The 14,282-nt window shown below is 51.4% G+C and carries 18 protein-coding genes; all 18 read right to left on the bottom strand.

What is annotated here, in order from left to right:
• Nucleotides 1-18: 18 nt before the first annotated feature.
• Complete coding sequence (gene bshB1, locus HH215_RS04115) at nucleotides 19-729, bottom strand: bacillithiol biosynthesis deacetylase BshB1 (protein ID WP_169278749.1); 711 nt, start codon at nucleotides 727-729, stop codon at nucleotides 19-21.
• 7 nt (nucleotides 730-736) lie between these two features.
• The gene (locus tag HH215_RS04110) at nucleotides 737-1,156 is read right to left on the bottom strand and encodes a methylglyoxal synthase (RefSeq protein ID WP_169284214.1); all 420 of its coding nucleotides are present in this window, start codon (nucleotides 1,154-1,156) and stop codon (nucleotides 737-739) included.
• A gap of 30 nt (nucleotides 1,157-1,186) precedes the next feature.
• Entirely contained in the window at nucleotides 1,187-1,990 is an 804-nt protein-coding gene (dapB, locus tag HH215_RS04105; RefSeq protein ID WP_169278748.1) for a 4-hydroxy-tetrahydrodipicolinate reductase, read from the bottom strand.
• Between the two features lie 4 nt (nucleotides 1,991-1,994).
• Entirely contained in the window at nucleotides 1,995-2,543 is a 549-nt protein-coding gene (locus HH215_RS04100) for a tetratricopeptide repeat protein (RefSeq protein ID WP_169278747.1), read from the bottom strand.
• A 46-nt stretch (nucleotides 2,544-2,589) separates the two neighbouring features.
• Nucleotides 2,590-2,958 (bottom strand): nucleotide pyrophosphohydrolase, encoded by a 369-nt coding sequence (locus HH215_RS04095; protein WP_169278746.1) that lies wholly within the window; start codon nucleotides 2,956-2,958, stop codon nucleotides 2,590-2,592.
• A 178-nt stretch (nucleotides 2,959-3,136) separates the two neighbouring features.
• A complete protein-coding gene (locus HH215_RS04090) occupies nucleotides 3,137-4,129 on the bottom strand; it encodes a sporulation protein YpjB (RefSeq protein ID WP_169278745.1) in 993 nt (330 codons plus the stop codon).
• A 44-nt stretch (nucleotides 4,130-4,173) separates the two neighbouring features.
• Entirely contained in the window at nucleotides 4,174-4,836 is a 663-nt protein-coding gene (locus HH215_RS04085; protein ID WP_169278744.1) for a DUF1405 domain-containing protein, read from the bottom strand.
• Nucleotides 4,837-4,913: 77 nt separating this feature from the next.
• Nucleotides 4,914-5,789, bottom strand: coding sequence for a menaquinol-cytochrome c reductase cytochrome b/c subunit (locus HH215_RS04080; RefSeq protein WP_169278743.1), 876 nt, complete (start codon nucleotides 5,787-5,789; stop codon nucleotides 4,914-4,916).
• Nucleotides 5,790-5,808: 19 nt separating this feature from the next.
• Nucleotides 5,809-6,480: a menaquinol-cytochrome c reductase cytochrome b subunit gene (gene qcrB, locus HH215_RS04075; RefSeq protein WP_169278742.1), complete on the bottom strand. Its 672-nt coding sequence runs from the start codon at nucleotides 6,478-6,480 to the stop codon at nucleotides 5,809-5,811.
• A 19-nt stretch (nucleotides 6,481-6,499) separates the two neighbouring features.
• Nucleotides 6,500-7,033, bottom strand: a complete 534-nt coding sequence (locus tag HH215_RS04070; RefSeq protein WP_169278741.1) for a Rieske (2Fe-2S) protein — start codon at nucleotides 7,031-7,033, stop codon at nucleotides 6,500-6,502.
• A gap of 259 nt (nucleotides 7,034-7,292) precedes the next feature.
• Complete coding sequence (locus tag HH215_RS04065; protein WP_169278740.1) at nucleotides 7,293-7,715, bottom strand: DUF2487 family protein; 423 nt, start codon at nucleotides 7,713-7,715, stop codon at nucleotides 7,293-7,295.
• Nucleotides 7,716-7,918: 203 nt separating this feature from the next.
• Nucleotides 7,919-8,101, bottom strand: coding sequence for an IDEAL domain-containing protein (locus tag HH215_RS04060; RefSeq protein WP_169278739.1), 183 nt, complete (start codon nucleotides 8,099-8,101; stop codon nucleotides 7,919-7,921).
• Between the two features lie 121 nt (nucleotides 8,102-8,222).
• The gene (locus tag HH215_RS04055) at nucleotides 8,223-9,437 is read right to left on the bottom strand and encodes a hypothetical protein (RefSeq protein WP_169278738.1); all 1,215 of its coding nucleotides are present in this window, start codon (nucleotides 9,435-9,437) and stop codon (nucleotides 8,223-8,225) included.
• Nucleotides 9,438-9,573: 136 nt separating this feature from the next.
• Nucleotides 9,574-10,182: a histidine phosphatase family protein gene (locus HH215_RS04050; RefSeq protein ID WP_169278737.1), complete on the bottom strand. Its 609-nt coding sequence runs from the start codon at nucleotides 10,180-10,182 to the stop codon at nucleotides 9,574-9,576.
• A complete protein-coding gene (locus tag HH215_RS04045) occupies nucleotides 10,179-10,769 on the bottom strand; it encodes an anti-sigma factor family protein (RefSeq protein ID WP_169278736.1) in 591 nt (196 codons plus the stop codon). The genes HH215_RS04050 and HH215_RS04045 overlap by 4 nt, the downstream gene beginning before the upstream one ends.
• The gene (locus tag HH215_RS04040) at nucleotides 10,766-11,362 is read right to left on the bottom strand and encodes an RNA polymerase sigma factor (protein WP_169284213.1); all 597 of its coding nucleotides are present in this window, start codon (nucleotides 11,360-11,362) and stop codon (nucleotides 10,766-10,768) included. Before HH215_RS04040 ends, HH215_RS04045 begins: the two co-directional genes overlap by 4 nt.
• Before the next feature lie 657 nt (nucleotides 11,363-12,019).
• On the bottom strand, nucleotides 12,020-13,156 hold the full coding sequence (locus HH215_RS04035) for a prephenate dehydrogenase (protein WP_169278735.1): 1,137 nt from the start codon (nucleotides 13,154-13,156) through the stop codon (nucleotides 12,020-12,022).
• A gap of 4 nt (nucleotides 13,157-13,160) precedes the next feature.
• A complete protein-coding gene (gene hisC / locus HH215_RS04030; RefSeq protein ID WP_169278734.1) occupies nucleotides 13,161-14,261 on the bottom strand; it encodes a histidinol-phosphate transaminase in 1,101 nt (366 codons plus the stop codon).
• Between the last annotated feature and the right edge of the window lie 21 nt (nucleotides 14,262-14,282).

Here is a 14,282-nt window from a genome sequence, read left to right as displayed (position 1 = left end):
TTCCGATAGGTTTCGTCATTAGAAGCGTTGAACCGCAATCGGTCCTTTGGAAATAAAACCTTCCGCGAACGGATATTTCATAGCTTGCCCAAGTAAGCGGTCTCTTGCCACGATATTGTCTAAATACGCTCCCGTCAGCGGCGTTTCGACCCAATCCGCTTCGCTGCTTCCGGGCATAAATTGCGACCGATAGGCTTTTAACGCATTCATTTTGATCTCATGAACTTCGCTCACGTCGATGAGCAACTGCGGAGTGTGCGCATCGTTAATGAAGTAGAACAGCAATTGATCTACCGTCCAAGCAGGCAGCTCCGGCATATACCGTCTAAGCTTGGCGTTGAACACCGCTTCCTCGGCCATTCGGCTGCAAGTGACATGGTCCGGATGCCGATCCATATGATAAGGAGCGAATACGAGCCTAGGTCGATACTTCCGAATGGCTTCCACCATCAAATCCGTTTGCTGGGCAATGACGGCAAGTCGACGATCGGGCAAGCCAAGATTCTCGCGCACGGCCAGGCCAAGCACGGATGTCGCTTCGGCAGCTTCCCGTTGCCGGGTTTGCACGTTGCCGTTAGAAGACAATTCGGCGTAGGTGAGATCGATCATGCCGACCCTATATCCTTCGCGAACGTGCTTGGCTATCGTTCCGCCCATGCCGATCTCCGCATCGTCGGGATGCGCGGCGAATACGAGCATATCCAATTGATCGTGATGATTATGACTCATTTTACGTTTAACCTTCTATTCCCGGTTTATATTTATGTACGAGCTCTCGCCATGCGAAATCTCCTCGTTCCAGCGCCTTGACGAGCAATTCTCCCGTGGCGACGTTCGTCGCGACCGGAATGCCTTGAACGTCGCATAAGCGCAACAGCGCGATGATATCGGGCTCATGCGGCTGCGCCATTAACGGATCTCTGAAGAAGAGAATCAAATCCATCGTATTCTCCGCGACTCTCGCTCCGATTTGTTGGTCCCCGCCCAGAGGACCCGACATAAATCGATGAACGTTTAAGGACGTATTCTCCATGATGCGGGTGCCGGTCGTCCCCGTAGCATATAGTCGATGATGTTTCAAAACGTGTTCGTATGCGATCGCGAAATTAACCATTTCTTCTTTCTTGCGATCGTGCGCGATAAGTGCGATATCCATCATGGAAACCAGTCTCTCCTCTTAAGAAAGTTAATCCATCAAGTGCTCGAAACCGTAAACCATGCCGGTCACGTTCATGATTTTCTTGATCGCCGTATTGACTCCGGGCATGTACCCCGCCCTATCGTAGGAATCGTGGCGAATTTTAAGCGTTTGGCCGAACGCCCCGAAGACGACTTCCTGTTGGGCGAACACGCCCGGCAATCGAACGCTATGTATACGGAATCCGTCGTAGTAACCGCCCCTAGCCCCTTCGATCACTTCTTCCTCGTTAGGGTTTCCTTGGCGCAGCTCTTGACGGGCTTCGGAAATCCATTCGGCGGTCTTGATCGACGTTCCCGACGGCGCATCGAGCTTCTGGTCTCCATGGTATTCGATGATTTCCACATGGGGAAAATACTTGGCGGCCATCGCGGAAAATTTCATCATGAGAATAGCCCCGATCGAGAAATTCGGCGCTATCAGTCCGCCTATGCCTTGCTCACGACACTGCTTGTCCAATGCGGCAATCTGTTCCGGAGTGAAGCCGGTTGTCCCTATTACGGGACGAACGCCGTAAGCGAGCGCCGTTTCCGTATTGGGCATGGCCGACTTTGGATTCGTGAAATCGACTAATACGTCAGGACGGTTTGCCGACAACGCATCGGCGAGATGCGGAGTCACGATGACGCCGGAAACGGACTTGCCGACAAGCGTCCCGGCGTCGACCGGACCTGCTGATCTATCTATGGCCGCGACGAGCTGCAACTCGGAATCTTCTAACACCATTTTTACGACTTCGCGTCCCATGCGGCCGCCCGCTCCCGCGACGGCTACGGTAATTTTGTGCGACATGCGATCACCTATTCCTTCTAGAATGATAGTGCGAATATTGTTGTTTGAGAAGGCGTCGCCTCTCGGCGCGCACTTCGTGCAACAATCGTTTGGCCTCTTCGTGCTGCGGCTCCAGTTGCAAAGCATTCCGCAAACAATCGAGAGCAAGCTTATAATTCCGTTGCATCCGGTACAAAATGCCCAGCAATAGATTAGCTTCCGCCGATAGCGGGTCGAGTTGCGATGCTTCCTTTAGCAACGCGATGCTCTTCTCGACATCGGGCGAATCCCCCGCCAGCAAATGCCTCGCGTTGGCTATACGCGCCTTGGACATGATGACCCGAAGATTAAGCATATAGATCGGATCGTTCGGTTTCAATTCTACGGCCCTGTGGGCGTACGTCAAGGCCAACGAGAGCTTGCCGCTCCTTGCGCAGGTAATCGATCCGCTGTGGTAGTAGGCCGCGTTCTCGGGTTCAATCTCGATCGCTTGCCCGAACCAGTGAACGGCTGATTCGAAATCCCCTTGATAGATGGCTTCGTACGCTTGCCGGAGGCACGTTTCCCCGTCCATGCCGACCATCCTCCCTTCGATGTGGGGATAGTTCAGCATATGACTCTTAGCCGTTATCGGTGTGCTTCTTCGTCCATCTGTCCGCATCGCGGGTGTTGAATTTATGCATCACCTTGCGGTGCGCCTCGGTCAGGTCTATCCCTAACGAATTCGCGAAACAAGTGACGATAAACAAAATATCGCCAAGCTCCATCTCGATCGAATTATCGGCTTCATCCTGCTTCTTCGGCTTCTCGCCGAAATGATGATTCACTTCCCGCGCCAATTCCCCGACTTCTTCGGACATCCTGGCCAACATGGACAGCGGGGAAAAATAGCCTTCTTTGTATTGCGAAATGTAAGCATCCACATCGCGTTGAATATCGGCAAGCGTACGCTCCGTCAACGCTAAATCGGTTATGCGAGAGTCTCCCATGTTTCGTTTCCTTTCATGAAGGTTTCTCTCCTATGTTAGCGTAAGACGTTTGCGAAAACAAATGCATTTTTACAAGAATCGACCCATTTGCCGTATGCCAAATAAAAAAGCCGCATCCGTCATCATGACCGGAGGGCTTCCTTAAGTACACAGATTACTAACGATTACTCTAAACGCTCTATTTCTTCCATTTCTTGAGCCATCGTTGCGCCGCGTCTTCGGATTCGATCGTTCGCGATGAACCTCGGCCTTGACTTCTTCCCGTAAACTCTTCGACTTTATATCTTCTCCACCCGACCCAAGTGAGAATTGTCACGATAAAAGTCCCCATCATCGCCGACCAGCCCCATGATGGCGGAGTCATTCCGACGGGAGGCACGAGAGCGGTCGAAGCCGCGTCATCTTCCGGGAACAAACCGTCCAGCGCCTCCTGCAGCGGCGGGATCGTACCCAATAACAGTTCGGCAGAAGGAGATTCCGCGCGGTAGACGCGTAAAGCATAACGGATTACCGAGTCGCTCCGTTCGACTTTCCAAGGTTCGGTTTGAAGGATCGCCGACGTACGAATGAGATCGTAATGCTGCTTTAGTTGTTCGAAAGCGAGCAGCGACGTTCGTGAAGCAAGACCCGCGACCGCCGTCTCGCGAGGCAAAGAATCGCCGAGTCTGACCAAATCGTCCCGTAAAATTTTCCTGTAGCGGTGCCACAAAGGTTTCTCGGAATGAACTATGGCGTCGGCGGCTAGTCTCAGCGAAGCGGCAGCCGATTTCCATTTCCGTTGATCCGGTTCCATAGCGGAAGCCGTTCTCTTCAGCTCGGTTATATTATGGGCTAGAGCCAGTATGCCTTCGGCAGTCGCGATTTGCTTCAGTGGCAAGCCGCGGAACTGTTGCTCCAGTTCGTTCAGGCTGGCTCGCGCATGTTCAAGCTTGCTTTCATTGATTTCTTCGTATAAGGTTTCCGTCGACGTTAAAAATCTTTCATATGCGATGCGGGTAGCCGAATCGCCAGCGGATAGGCGGTTACCAGGATCGGCTTGGCCGTTATCTACGGAAATCTGCCCTCTCGCGATCGAAGGGGCAACGATAAGCAAGCCTAGCGAACAAAGCGTACTTACCAGTATTAACGACACCCAACCGCGCCGCCGCACTCCTATTTTAAACAAAAACACGGACATCCCCTCCTTACCCCATGGATATGAGAGGATGTCCGCGTTTAGAACGACTTGTCCGAGGCGATCTTCTCCTCCGCGAAAACAAACTTCGCTATCGCCGTGGCTAAGACGCTGAGTGCCGTTAATAAGAAAGTAAATAAGCCAACGTAGAAGATATCGTCGTACAATTGCCTTGGCAGATACGGGAACACGTCGTACGTATAATCTACCGTATCGTTCAAGAACGTCCAGGCTGCCGCCGCGAGCAGGGCGATGCCTCCGAAAGTAAAGAAGCGCGCATAGAGCAGCGCCGTTACCGCCATGGCCGTATGTCCGATGATTAACATCCAATCCTCCCATTGCGAGGATGCTCCTTGCGCTTGTCCTGCGAAGATGATTGCAGTCGCCCATATGCCGTACTTGACGGACGTTACGACTCCTAGCGTCTCGATGACGCCGCGGACTCCGTTCACCCATGCTATCCGCGATCGGTTCGGAGAAATCCACAACCAAAGAACGGCGAGCGCGAAAAAAAGAGAAGCGGTCGGGCTATCGGGCACGAACGGGATTTGCCAATGCGGCTGCTCGTTCCATGTCGCGGCCAACTGATCTTTGTACCAATAGTAACCGTATATCGTTCCCGGAACGTAGATCAGCATAAGGATCAGTAAAGTCGTGGGATGCAGCAATATACTACGAGAAATCAGCCATTTCAGCCAACTCATCAGACTACTCCTCTCCAAGTCGCCAACTTATTAAAAAAACCTGACCAATTACGGTCAGGTTTAGAGCAGTGCGAAGATTACTCCGCCGCCTCTGCTTTTTGCTTGGAAAGCCAAGTCGCGATTTGATCGATTTGTTCGGCCGTCAAATCCGCTTTGAACGCAGGCATCATATCGCCTTTACCGTTCGTAACGATCTCAACGAGCTCTTCTTTGCTCAGCGTGTCTCCGATCCCTCTCAAGGCAGGACCGTTCCCGCCTTCAAGCTCGGCGCCGTGACAAGCGATACAAGCCGCTTGCGTCATCGTATCCGTGAACGCCGGATCATCGGCGGCTACCATCGCAGGGATTTTCTCCTTGCCCGGTATCGGACGAGGCAAGCCCTTCTCAACGGCTTCTTCCGCTTTAATCTCGCGTTCGATGTGCTCCGGTACCGTACCGGTTGCTTCCAACTCGTGCTGGTAGTGATCCCACGAAACCCAAGTCAGGTAAGTGACAGCCACCAATGAAACGATCATCAGCGACGAAGCGATCGGACGACGATAGAAGCGACGCTCTTTGCCCGTATCCAAGAACGGAGCCAGCAACAAAGCGATAAAAGGTATACCGGATAAGCCGAGTACGCCAAGGACGATAAAATCTCCCGATGCGTAAGGATATTTCAATAATTGATACAGGAACAGGAAGTACCAGTCCGGCATCGGGATGAACGCGCTGTTCAGCGGATCCGCCGGATAGCCGAGCGGAGCCGGTTCCGCAATGACCAGAGTCAAGAATCCGACCAGTGCGACTACGCCGACCATCCACTCCTTGAGCAGGAAGTTCGGAATGAAAACTTCCGATTTACCCGGAAAAGCAGTGTAGTCCGGAGGCGTCACATTGGAGTAATCGCGTTTGCGAATACGCGAATCACCGACATATAGAATTTTTTCATTTGGATCATGTTTATGTGCCATCGCTAGTCACTCCCCTCTCTTACAGCGGCCCGGAAATGCCCTGTTTTCGAATCATAAAGAAGTGTCCTGCAAGCAATGCCAACAAAGCTCCAGGCAAGAAGAACACGTGGATTGCGAAGAAACGGGTCAGCGTTTGGGCGCCGACGATCGTGCCGCCGTTCATAAGCTCCTTAATATACTCGCCTAAGAAAGGCACGGCTCCCGCAATTTCAAGACCAACCTTCGTCGCGTAATACGCTTTGTTATCCCATGGAAGCAGGTAACCCGTGAATCCAAGGCCCAACATGACGAAGAAAATCAACATTCCGACTACCCAGTTCATTTCACGAGGCGCTTTGTAGGAGCCGGTGAAGAATACGCGCAGAGTATGTAGGAACATCATTACGATAACAAGACTTGCTCCCCAGTGATGCATCCCCCGCACGATCGCGCCGAAAGCGACTTGATGCTGCAGGTAGTCAACGCTGTAGTAGGCGTTGATGATATCCGGGACGTAATACATCGTCAAGAACATCCCCGAGAGGATTTGAATGACGGTGATGAAGAACGTCAATCCGCCGAAACAATAAACGAAAGCGGAGAAGTGATGCGCGGGGTTAACGTGCTCAGGCACCTCGTGATCCGCGATATCTCTCCACATCGGCGTAATATCTAGACGTTCGTCGATCCAATTGTACATGTTTTTGAACATGGGACGAGACGCCCTCCTTCTAAACGCGACTATTCGGTGCTATAGGTCCGAGATATACCCAACCGTTTTCCGTTCTGACTTCGTACTCGTCTAACGGCTTCGGCGCAACTTTAAGTTGTTTGCCGTCTTTCGTGTAACGCGCCCCGTGGCACGGACAGTGGTACTCGTTTGGCGCTTCTTCGCCGCCCCAGCTCACCATGCAGCCCAAGTGCTTACATACGGGTGACAGCGCGTACACTGTGCCATCGTCGCCTTTCGTGATCCAAGCGGCAAGCTTCGGATCGCTTTCGTACCAACCGTCCACCTGGTGAATTTTGAATTTCACCTCGGTAGGTTCCTTCGTTACTTTGCTTTCCTCGATGACTTTGACGAATCCTGCTTTTTCTTTCTTCTGCAATATAGGATCTACGGCAAAGCGGATCATCGGTAAAATGGCCCCGCCGGCCATGAAGGCTGTTGCTCCGCCAAGCGTATACGCTAGAAATTGACGTCTTGACATTTCTTTGCGCTTCGCCGGTTTGTGCGTGGTTTCTTGCTGCTTATTGTGGTCCATTCGTTCTACCCCCTTTGCCACATCAATCTCGCGTCCGGTACGGACTTTAACATTTTGTTCACAAGGACATAACTATAATAGCCCACGCGCTATGGAGCGTCAAGAATAGGGGCGGGACTTTCGTTCGCCGACGGGAATCACACCACTAAAATGTTCTCAAATTGTCACATTTCACCGTGGGCGTGTCTGCCTATTGTTTACTCCGGATAGCCAACCTTATGCGTTAAATGAAGCGATTTTCACGTTATTGCCGTCATCGCTACCCCGAAACCCCGCGCCACAGTTCAGCGACGGCTTTACTTATCCGGCCCGTATCCGGCTCGTCCTCTCCGTCAAGCGGTTGAATGATCAAGTCGGCCTGAAGTTGATCCCCTGCCTCCAACGCTTGGCCGCTTACGACGATCACGTAACGAAACCCGAGTTTCTTCCATCCCGCAATCAGTCGATTAATCGAATCCGATTGCGCCGAACCCTCTTCGTCGTAGTGGAATGCCGGCATCGTCACCGTTCGTCCACGGAACGCTTGCTCCAACGGGGATAACCATTGCCCGGCTCGAGCAACCTTCTCCGTAGCCTCCCAGGGCGCTTCTCCTCCTTTGAGTCCGGACAAAGGAATCAGACAAGTGTCCAAGTAAGGTTGCAGATCCGGCCAGCTATCCGCATCGATTTCACTGAATTTCATGTTTACTGTTCACTCCTTGATTCCATTAAGCCATTACGTTATGTAAGCAATGCTTGCCGCTGTTTAATCGTACTCCAAATCCCTCAACAATTAAAGCGTCTTTTCACGGCCGCAGTAACAGCGCTTACGATCGGACGCAAAAACCCGGCCAAAGATTGGCCGGGTTCATCCGTAGTAAACCGATATTAATCGATCGTATCCGGCTAACTCTGGATCGTCTTCAATTCATCGGTCAAACGCCGAAACGATTCCACGTCTCCTTGCGCAAGCGCATCATCGATCGCATGATATATTTTCTCTGTCCGGTAATTGCGCAGCGCTTCGTCCAGGACCATTTCTGCCGCCAATCCCAGCATCGTCTCATAGGCGACTTTCATGTTGTCCATTCGTTGCACCTCCGAATCCGGCGTTAGGTTCCTATTTAAGCATATTCATCGATGACAGCCTCGTTCAAGACGATAGCCCCTATGCCGATCAATGTATTTTTGCCTATCCGCTTTATACCGTTTAAATTTGCGGTTTGCCCAGATGCAACGTATCTTCGAAGGCCAACGCATTTCCGGAAACGAGCAATTTGCCTTGCGGGGTAATCCTTACCACGCTTGCTCCCTCGGACGTTTCCCCCCAACGAACGATACCTAGATGCATTAGCATGGCAAGCACGCGTCGCTCCAAAACGTCTTTTTGCGTATCGTAATAATAGGATCGGACCAAAGGCTGCAAAATTTCGAAAATGGACTCCACCGTTACCCACTCGGCCGACAATCGCATGATCCATTGCGTCAGGGTAGGCAGATTCGGGACCGCCGCTTTGTACAGGCGAAGCCAAAATCGATATAGCTTGGTCGGATCGGGATGAGTGAAGCCATCCGCGATATTGCGACCGCTCTCAGTTAGCGTTAAGCGCTCCGGTTCTTCGACGATGTACCCTTCGTAATACACGAAATCGTACAATAGAGAAAATCGATCCGGATAATCGCGAAACTTACGGCCGTAACCGAACCGCCAGCCAGCCCGGGTAGGCATTTCCTCATGAACGGAGAGGTTTTCCAGCACCTGCGTAATCTGCCTCTTGTACATGACGCTTTCCGAAGTTAACGGGACGTCGTTATCTCTTACATACCGTAAAAAATGTACGATGTCTTCCATGAACAGGCTTCTCTCGTCTCTATATACCGGCGGTTCTTCCACGATAATCAACGAGGAGCGATATCTCTTCTCCAGCACTTCCCGCAGCCTCAACTTTACGTCTTCCGGTACTTGATACAACAAACGCGTTTGCTGGGAGAATCCGTTGAACAACCAACCGAACTTCTTGAATCTCGAAATGGAATGCCGCGCCGTTTCATCTGGACCGGGAGGCGGCTTTGGAGCGGCGTTTTTCTTTTTACGGGAACGACTTCCGCTTGCCGGCGCCGCAAGCGCGGGATCTTCCGGCGGCTTTGCTTCGATCGTCTTGGAATCTCCGCTCAGCGCTCTAGCCTTTAACTCTTCCAAGCTATAAGCCGTTCTGTCTTCGAAGATTAACGAGTTTAAGAACCTCAAGTCGTTCCCCATCATCTCGCCGACTCTAGACTCCATGACGTCACGCCTTTGAACGGTCGCCAGAATCGATTGGATCAACTCGTTCTTGGAATGGCTGCTGCAAGTACAGTCGTACGTTTCGGCGATCGTTGTCAATTCGGAAATATCCGCATATACAAGCATATCGGCCAAATTCATCGGCATTCCCCGCTTTTGTGGAGGATTTACTGTACAGTATGGGCGCGAGAATCCTGTCTTAAACGTCAACATACCGAAAAGCCGCTGAACGCAACATCCAGAAAACGCAAAAAACCCGGTCGAATGACCGGATTTGTTACTTCGTCGTTTTGATTTCCGCATCCGATAGATGCAACGTGCAATTGTGGAGCAGCGATTTCCAGCCCTCGGGTTGACGTTCAAGTATCGTTAACGACATGTTCCTCAGATGCGAATCTTGGAGATCGCGACATAACGATTGAAGCATTCTGGCGAGGAAGCTTCCATGCGTTACGATAAGCCAAGCTTCTCCCGGGTGTTTCTCAATGAGTTCGTCGACGAACTCATGGCCGCGAGCGCGAATAATCTCGTCGCTTTCTTGATCCGGCACTAGCTGGCGCCAATCCTTGCCCCACCTGGCCAACCGTTCCGCTTCGGTCGTTCCTTCCGCGGCCCCGAAGGACCGTTCTCTTAAACGGATGTCCGTCCGCAGAGGAATTCCCAATCGCTCGGATAAGATTTCCGCCGTCTTCCATGCGCGTTGAAGATCGCTGCAGTAGATGCCATCCCACTGTCCGCCTTCGTTGCTCAAACGCTCTGCCAGCAGGCGAGCCTGAGTTAACCCTTCTTCGCTGAGCGGAATATCGGTCACGCCTTGAATGATGCCCCGTTGATTCCATTCCGTGATCCCGTGTCGCACCCAGCCGATCCGAGTCTCTCTCTTCATGAGCGAACCCGCGAAAACCAGTTCAGGATCAGAAGCGTCATAATCATCCCGATAATGGATAGGGCAACCCAATATTCTGGCATTGCCGGAGAGACGTTCAACATGATCGGATCGCTCAAGCTGGCAACGGGAATGTCGAGGTGAGCGCCGTCCCCGTTCTGATATTTAACCGCAAAAGCATTAGCCCCCGAAGCGTCGCTGCCCGGACCTCCGAATTGACCGAACGCGGTATATAAAAATCCGCAGATAAATAAGGCAAACATAGCCGCTAGTACGCCAGCGACCTTCCTTCTAAAACCGAACGAAAACGAATACGTCCGACGGAGCGTCGGCATATACCATTTCTGTTCGGCGTAAATCCGATTCATGACGTTCTGATTCAACCAAGCCGTCGTTACGACCTCGTCATCCTGTACGTCGCTATTCGGCAGCTCTTGAATCAATAACGCGCTTTCTTCCCAAATGCTGAATTCTTCCGCGCATTCTTTACATTCATGAACATGCAGATCGACGGCGAGTCTCTCGGCGGAATCCTCGGGCAAATCACGATAAATCCCAAACCATTCTCCGGCTTCTTCGCACTTCATCGCAGCTTCATCTCCTCGTACTCCTTCATCATGGCCGGTTCTGTAAAGTACGATTCCAACTGTGTCTTCACACTGGCCCTGGCCCGGAATAGCAACGATTTGACGGAACTGACCGTCTGTCCTAAAATGTTGGCGATTTCCTGATAGTCCATCCCATCGTATTCCCTCAGAATAAGCGCAGATCGCTGTTTCTCGGGTAAGCTGTTGATGGCGTCACGAACCATGGAAACCTTCTCGTTGCGCAGCAAACGCTGCTCGGGTGCCTCTTCTGGAGGGGCGGCTGGTATGTATGTGGAGTCGTCAAGTGAAATATGTGCGGCTTTCTGCTTGCGCAATTCACTTAGAACCGTATTACGTGCAATCGTATATAGCCAGGTAGAAAAGGATGCGTCCACTTCCCGAAAGGAATGTAAACTTCGATAAGCCTTGTAAAAGGTTTCCGAGCTCATGTCCTCCGCCAATATTTCCAGTTTGGCGCTCTTTAGCATATGGTAGACGAAAGACAGAATCTTCTTCTGATATCGTCCCATAAGCGTAGAATACAATTCTACGTTGCCATCTTTAATTTCCCGTATTAATTGGGAATCGGTCATCATATCCGCGACCCTCCCCCCATGTCAGGGTGAACGTTCGCAGCCGGTGGATTAACATATTGTACCGGCCAAAAACGAAAAAGTTGCGCCAATCGGCGCATTGAATTTTTTTTACTATTCAGGAAAGCTTAAACAGTTCATTTCATTCTGAATCTTATCCCGTATAAACGTTCTCCCGCCATCCTCAAGGACCGCATAAATCGTCTGCGCTCGTAAGCCAGTATTTTACAAATACTATATGCTATTGTATCACAGGAATAGGCGTTTGAAGCTTAAAAATTTCTCAAATTTTGCAGAGGAATACGTTTTTTCATGCTTATTTTCTAGTTAGACACGCAAATAAGCGAAACCTCATCTTGTCTCCTTGAGCGAATGAGTCGCATCAAGATACCGGCGACGATTCGGAAACAGACCGTAAACGGATATCCACTGTTAAAAGCAAAAAAAAACCACCCTAATGGGTGGCTGCACATTGTGCAAGAATTGGATAGGAGTGGAGAGAAACCATACTGTACTTTTATTATATGTATCCGTTTACATTTTGTCAATAAGCGTTTTCATTTTATTTTGAAACGCTTTCAAATTGCTTGTAAGCGTTTTACAGCTTAAATGAAAATATCCGCCATCTAAAAGCGATGGCGGATGATCGTTCGTTATTTACATGTGAACGTCATATTGCAATGATTTCAATAATGCCGTTGCCCGATCCAAATCCTCGGATAGCTGGAACGACAGCCGGAGAATGCCCGGTACGTCTTCCCTGCTCTCGATGATTTGCAAGTTGCTCAGATTGATTTTGGCCTGTCCGAGCTCCGTCGCGATCTTGCCGATGATGCCGGGATGATCCGGAACGTCCACGTAACATTCGTAAATAGAAGTAATCATTCCTTTGCGCCGCTCCGGGAGCTGACTCCGGAATTGACCGGCTCTGCGGAATTGTTCCGCGATCCCTTCCCCGTCCTCTTGTTCCAATAGGTCGGCGAAACGATCGATCTCCTCCTGCCAATCGCGCACGAGCTTAAGCATTACGTCGCGATTGCTAAGCAAGATGTCCCGCCAGATCATCGGGTCGCTGGAAGCGATCCGGGTAATGTCCCTAAACCCGCCGGCCGCGAGTCTTCGGTACAATTCGTTCGATTCGTTGTAGCCGGCGATTTGGTTCACGAGCGCGACCGCGATCATATGGGGCAAATGGCTGATCGCTCCTACGATATCGTCATGCTGTACGGCATCGGTCTTAACGATGTGCGCCCGCGTCCATTTCAATAGTTGCTCCAGCTTGCCTACGTCGCTTTCCGAAGTCCCCTCAGCGGGCGTTAACACGTAGAACGCGTTTTCCAGCAGGTGAAGGCTCGCGGCTTCAACGCCGGAACGCTCGGAGCCCGCCATCGGATGGCCTCCGATGAATACGGCACCTTGCAAAGACAGCTTTATCGCGTGATGAACGACGGATGCTTTGGTGCTCCCGACGTCCGTTATGATGCAGCCAGGCTTTAGAGGCAGACGCGACAGTTCGTCCACGTATTCCTCCAGGCGCCCTACCGGGACGCATAAGAAGAGGAAATCCGCGTCCTTGGCCGCCTCCGCAACCGATGTCGTCGCCCAGTCCACGACGCCGCGGGCAACATACTTCTCCGTCGAGGCCAGATTAACCGAATGTCCGACGACTTCGACGCCCGGTCTGCCTTTGAAACACAAGGCTAAAGAGCCTCCGATGAGCCCTACTCCGAATATCGCGATTTTTATCGGGTTCGATTCGTTAAATGCCTTAAAGTCGCTAAACTCTCCGCTCATGCCTTCACACCTTTACCGCGATTTCTTGCAGTACAGCCGTAAGGGCGGCGATGACCTTCTCGTTCTGCTCTTGGTTGCCGACCGTGATGCGAACGTACGTCGGATATAGCGAATGACCGGCACGAATGATGATCCCTTTGCGGAGCAGCGCATCGAACACTTCCTGCCCGGATCTCTTCACGTCAACCATAATGAAATTTCCGTGCGCCGGAAATGCGGTCAAGCCGAGCTCTTTGAATGAAGCATTAAGATAAGCTAATCCTTTACTGTTCTCCTCGCGGCAGAAAGCGATGAATTCCTCGTCCTGCAGGGCGGCGAGCGCAGCGGCTTGGCCGATTCTGGACGTGTTGAACGGCTCCCTGACTTGGTTGATGCTGCGGATTACTTCTGAACGGCCAATACCGTAACCGACGCGCAACGAAGCTAAACCGTAAATTTTCGAGAACGTCCTTAACAGGATTACGTTCGGATATTGTTTCAATAGTTTGATGCCATCCGGGAATGACGGATCGACAACATATTCGCAATAAGCTTCGTCAAGAACGACGAGGACATGGCTTGGTACCTTGGATAGGAACGATTCCACTTCGTCTGCCGAGTTGATCGTTCCGGTAGGGTTGTTCGGATTGCAAACCCAGACGATTTTGGTTTTGTCCGTCACGCGCTCCAGCATAGCCGGGAGATCATGAGTACCGTCCTTCAAGGGAACTTCGATGATCGTCGCGTTCTCTACCTTGGCGTTATGCTTGTAGATCGGGAAAGTCTGATCGGCCATGATCGTCTCGTCCCCGGGCACGAGAAAAGCGCGGGCGATCATCAGAATGACTTCGTCGGAGCCGACGCCGAAAATAATCTGATCGGTGTTCACGCCATGATGCTTAGCCAGCGCATTCGTTAATTCAACGGCCGCGCCGTCAGGATATATGCTGATGTTGTTCTCGATCTCGTGCGCAATCGCTTCCTTCACTTTCGGAGAGCTTCCGAACGGGTTTTCATTGGATGCGAGCTTGATGACTTCCGTCAGTCCAAGTTCCCTCTTCACATCGTCTACGGGTTTGCCTGGCTGATACACGGGCAGATTTACGATATTCGGTTTCGGTTGCATGGGATTCCCTCCTGAGATACG

This window comes from Cohnella herbarum (assembly GCF_012849095.1).
In the GTDB taxonomy this organism is placed as follows: Bacteria; Bacillota; Bacilli; order Paenibacillales; family Paenibacillaceae; genus Cohnella; species Cohnella herbarum.
This window is presented reverse-complemented; position numbering and strand designations above follow the sequence as displayed.

What these genes read in the sequence shown, in the direction of transcription:
- HH215_RS04095 (WP_169278746.1), bottom strand. Translation starts at nt 2,958, where the DNA reads ATGGGAGACTCTCGCATAACCGATTTAGCGTTGACGGAGCGTACGCTT.
- HH215_RS04065 (WP_169278740.1), bottom strand. Translation starts at nt 7,715, where the DNA reads ATGAAATTCAGTGAAATCGATGCGGATAGCTGGCCGGATCTGCAACCT.
- hisC (WP_169278734.1), bottom strand. Translation starts at nt 14,261, where the DNA reads ATGCAACCGAAACCGAATATCGTAAATCTGCCCGTGTATCAGCCAGGC.
- HH215_RS04040 (WP_169284213.1), bottom strand. Translation starts at nt 11,362, where the DNA reads ATGACCGATTCCCAATTAATACGGGAAATTAAAGATGGCAACGTAGAA.
- HH215_RS04080 (WP_169278743.1), bottom strand. Translation starts at nt 5,789, where the DNA reads ATGGCACATAAACATGATCCAAATGAAAAAATTCTATATGTCGGTGAT.
- qcrB (WP_169278742.1), bottom strand. Translation starts at nt 6,480, where the DNA reads ATGTTCAAAAACATGTACAATTGGATCGACGAACGTCTAGATATTACG.
- HH215_RS04100 (WP_169278747.1), bottom strand. Translation starts at nt 2,543, where the DNA reads ATGGACGGGGAAACGTGCCTCCGGCAAGCGTACGAAGCCATCTATCAA.
- HH215_RS04050 (WP_169278737.1), bottom strand. Translation starts at nt 10,182, where the DNA reads ATGAAGAGAGAGACTCGGATCGGCTGGGTGCGACACGGGATCACGGAA.
- HH215_RS04045 (WP_169278736.1), bottom strand. Translation starts at nt 10,769, where the DNA reads ATGAAGTGCGAAGAAGCCGGAGAATGGTTTGGGATTTATCGTGATTTG.
- HH215_RS04035 (WP_169278735.1), bottom strand. Translation starts at nt 13,156, where the DNA reads ATGAGCGGAGAGTTTAGCGACTTTAAGGCATTTAACGAATCGAACCCG.
- bshB1 (WP_169278749.1), bottom strand. Translation starts at nt 729, where the DNA reads ATGAGTCATAATCATCACGATCAATTGGATATGCTCGTATTCGCCGCG.
- HH215_RS04060 (WP_169278739.1), bottom strand. Translation starts at nt 8,101, where the DNA reads ATGGACAACATGAAAGTCGCCTATGAGACGATGCTGGGATTGGCGGCA.
- HH215_RS04055 (WP_169278738.1), bottom strand. Translation starts at nt 9,437, where the DNA reads ATGAATTTGGCCGATATGCTTGTATATGCGGATATTTCCGAATTGACA.
- HH215_RS04110 (WP_169284214.1), bottom strand. Translation starts at nt 1,156, where the DNA reads ATGGATATCGCACTTATCGCGCACGATCGCAAGAAAGAAGAAATGGTT.
- HH215_RS04070 (WP_169278741.1), bottom strand. Translation starts at nt 7,033, where the DNA reads ATGGACCACAATAAGCAGCAAGAAACCACGCACAAACCGGCGAAGCGC.
- HH215_RS04085 (WP_169278744.1), bottom strand. Translation starts at nt 4,836, where the DNA reads ATGAGTTGGCTGAAATGGCTGATTTCTCGTAGTATATTGCTGCATCCC.
- dapB (WP_169278748.1), bottom strand. Translation starts at nt 1,990, where the DNA reads ATGTCGCACAAAATTACCGTAGCCGTCGCGGGAGCGGGCGGCCGCATG.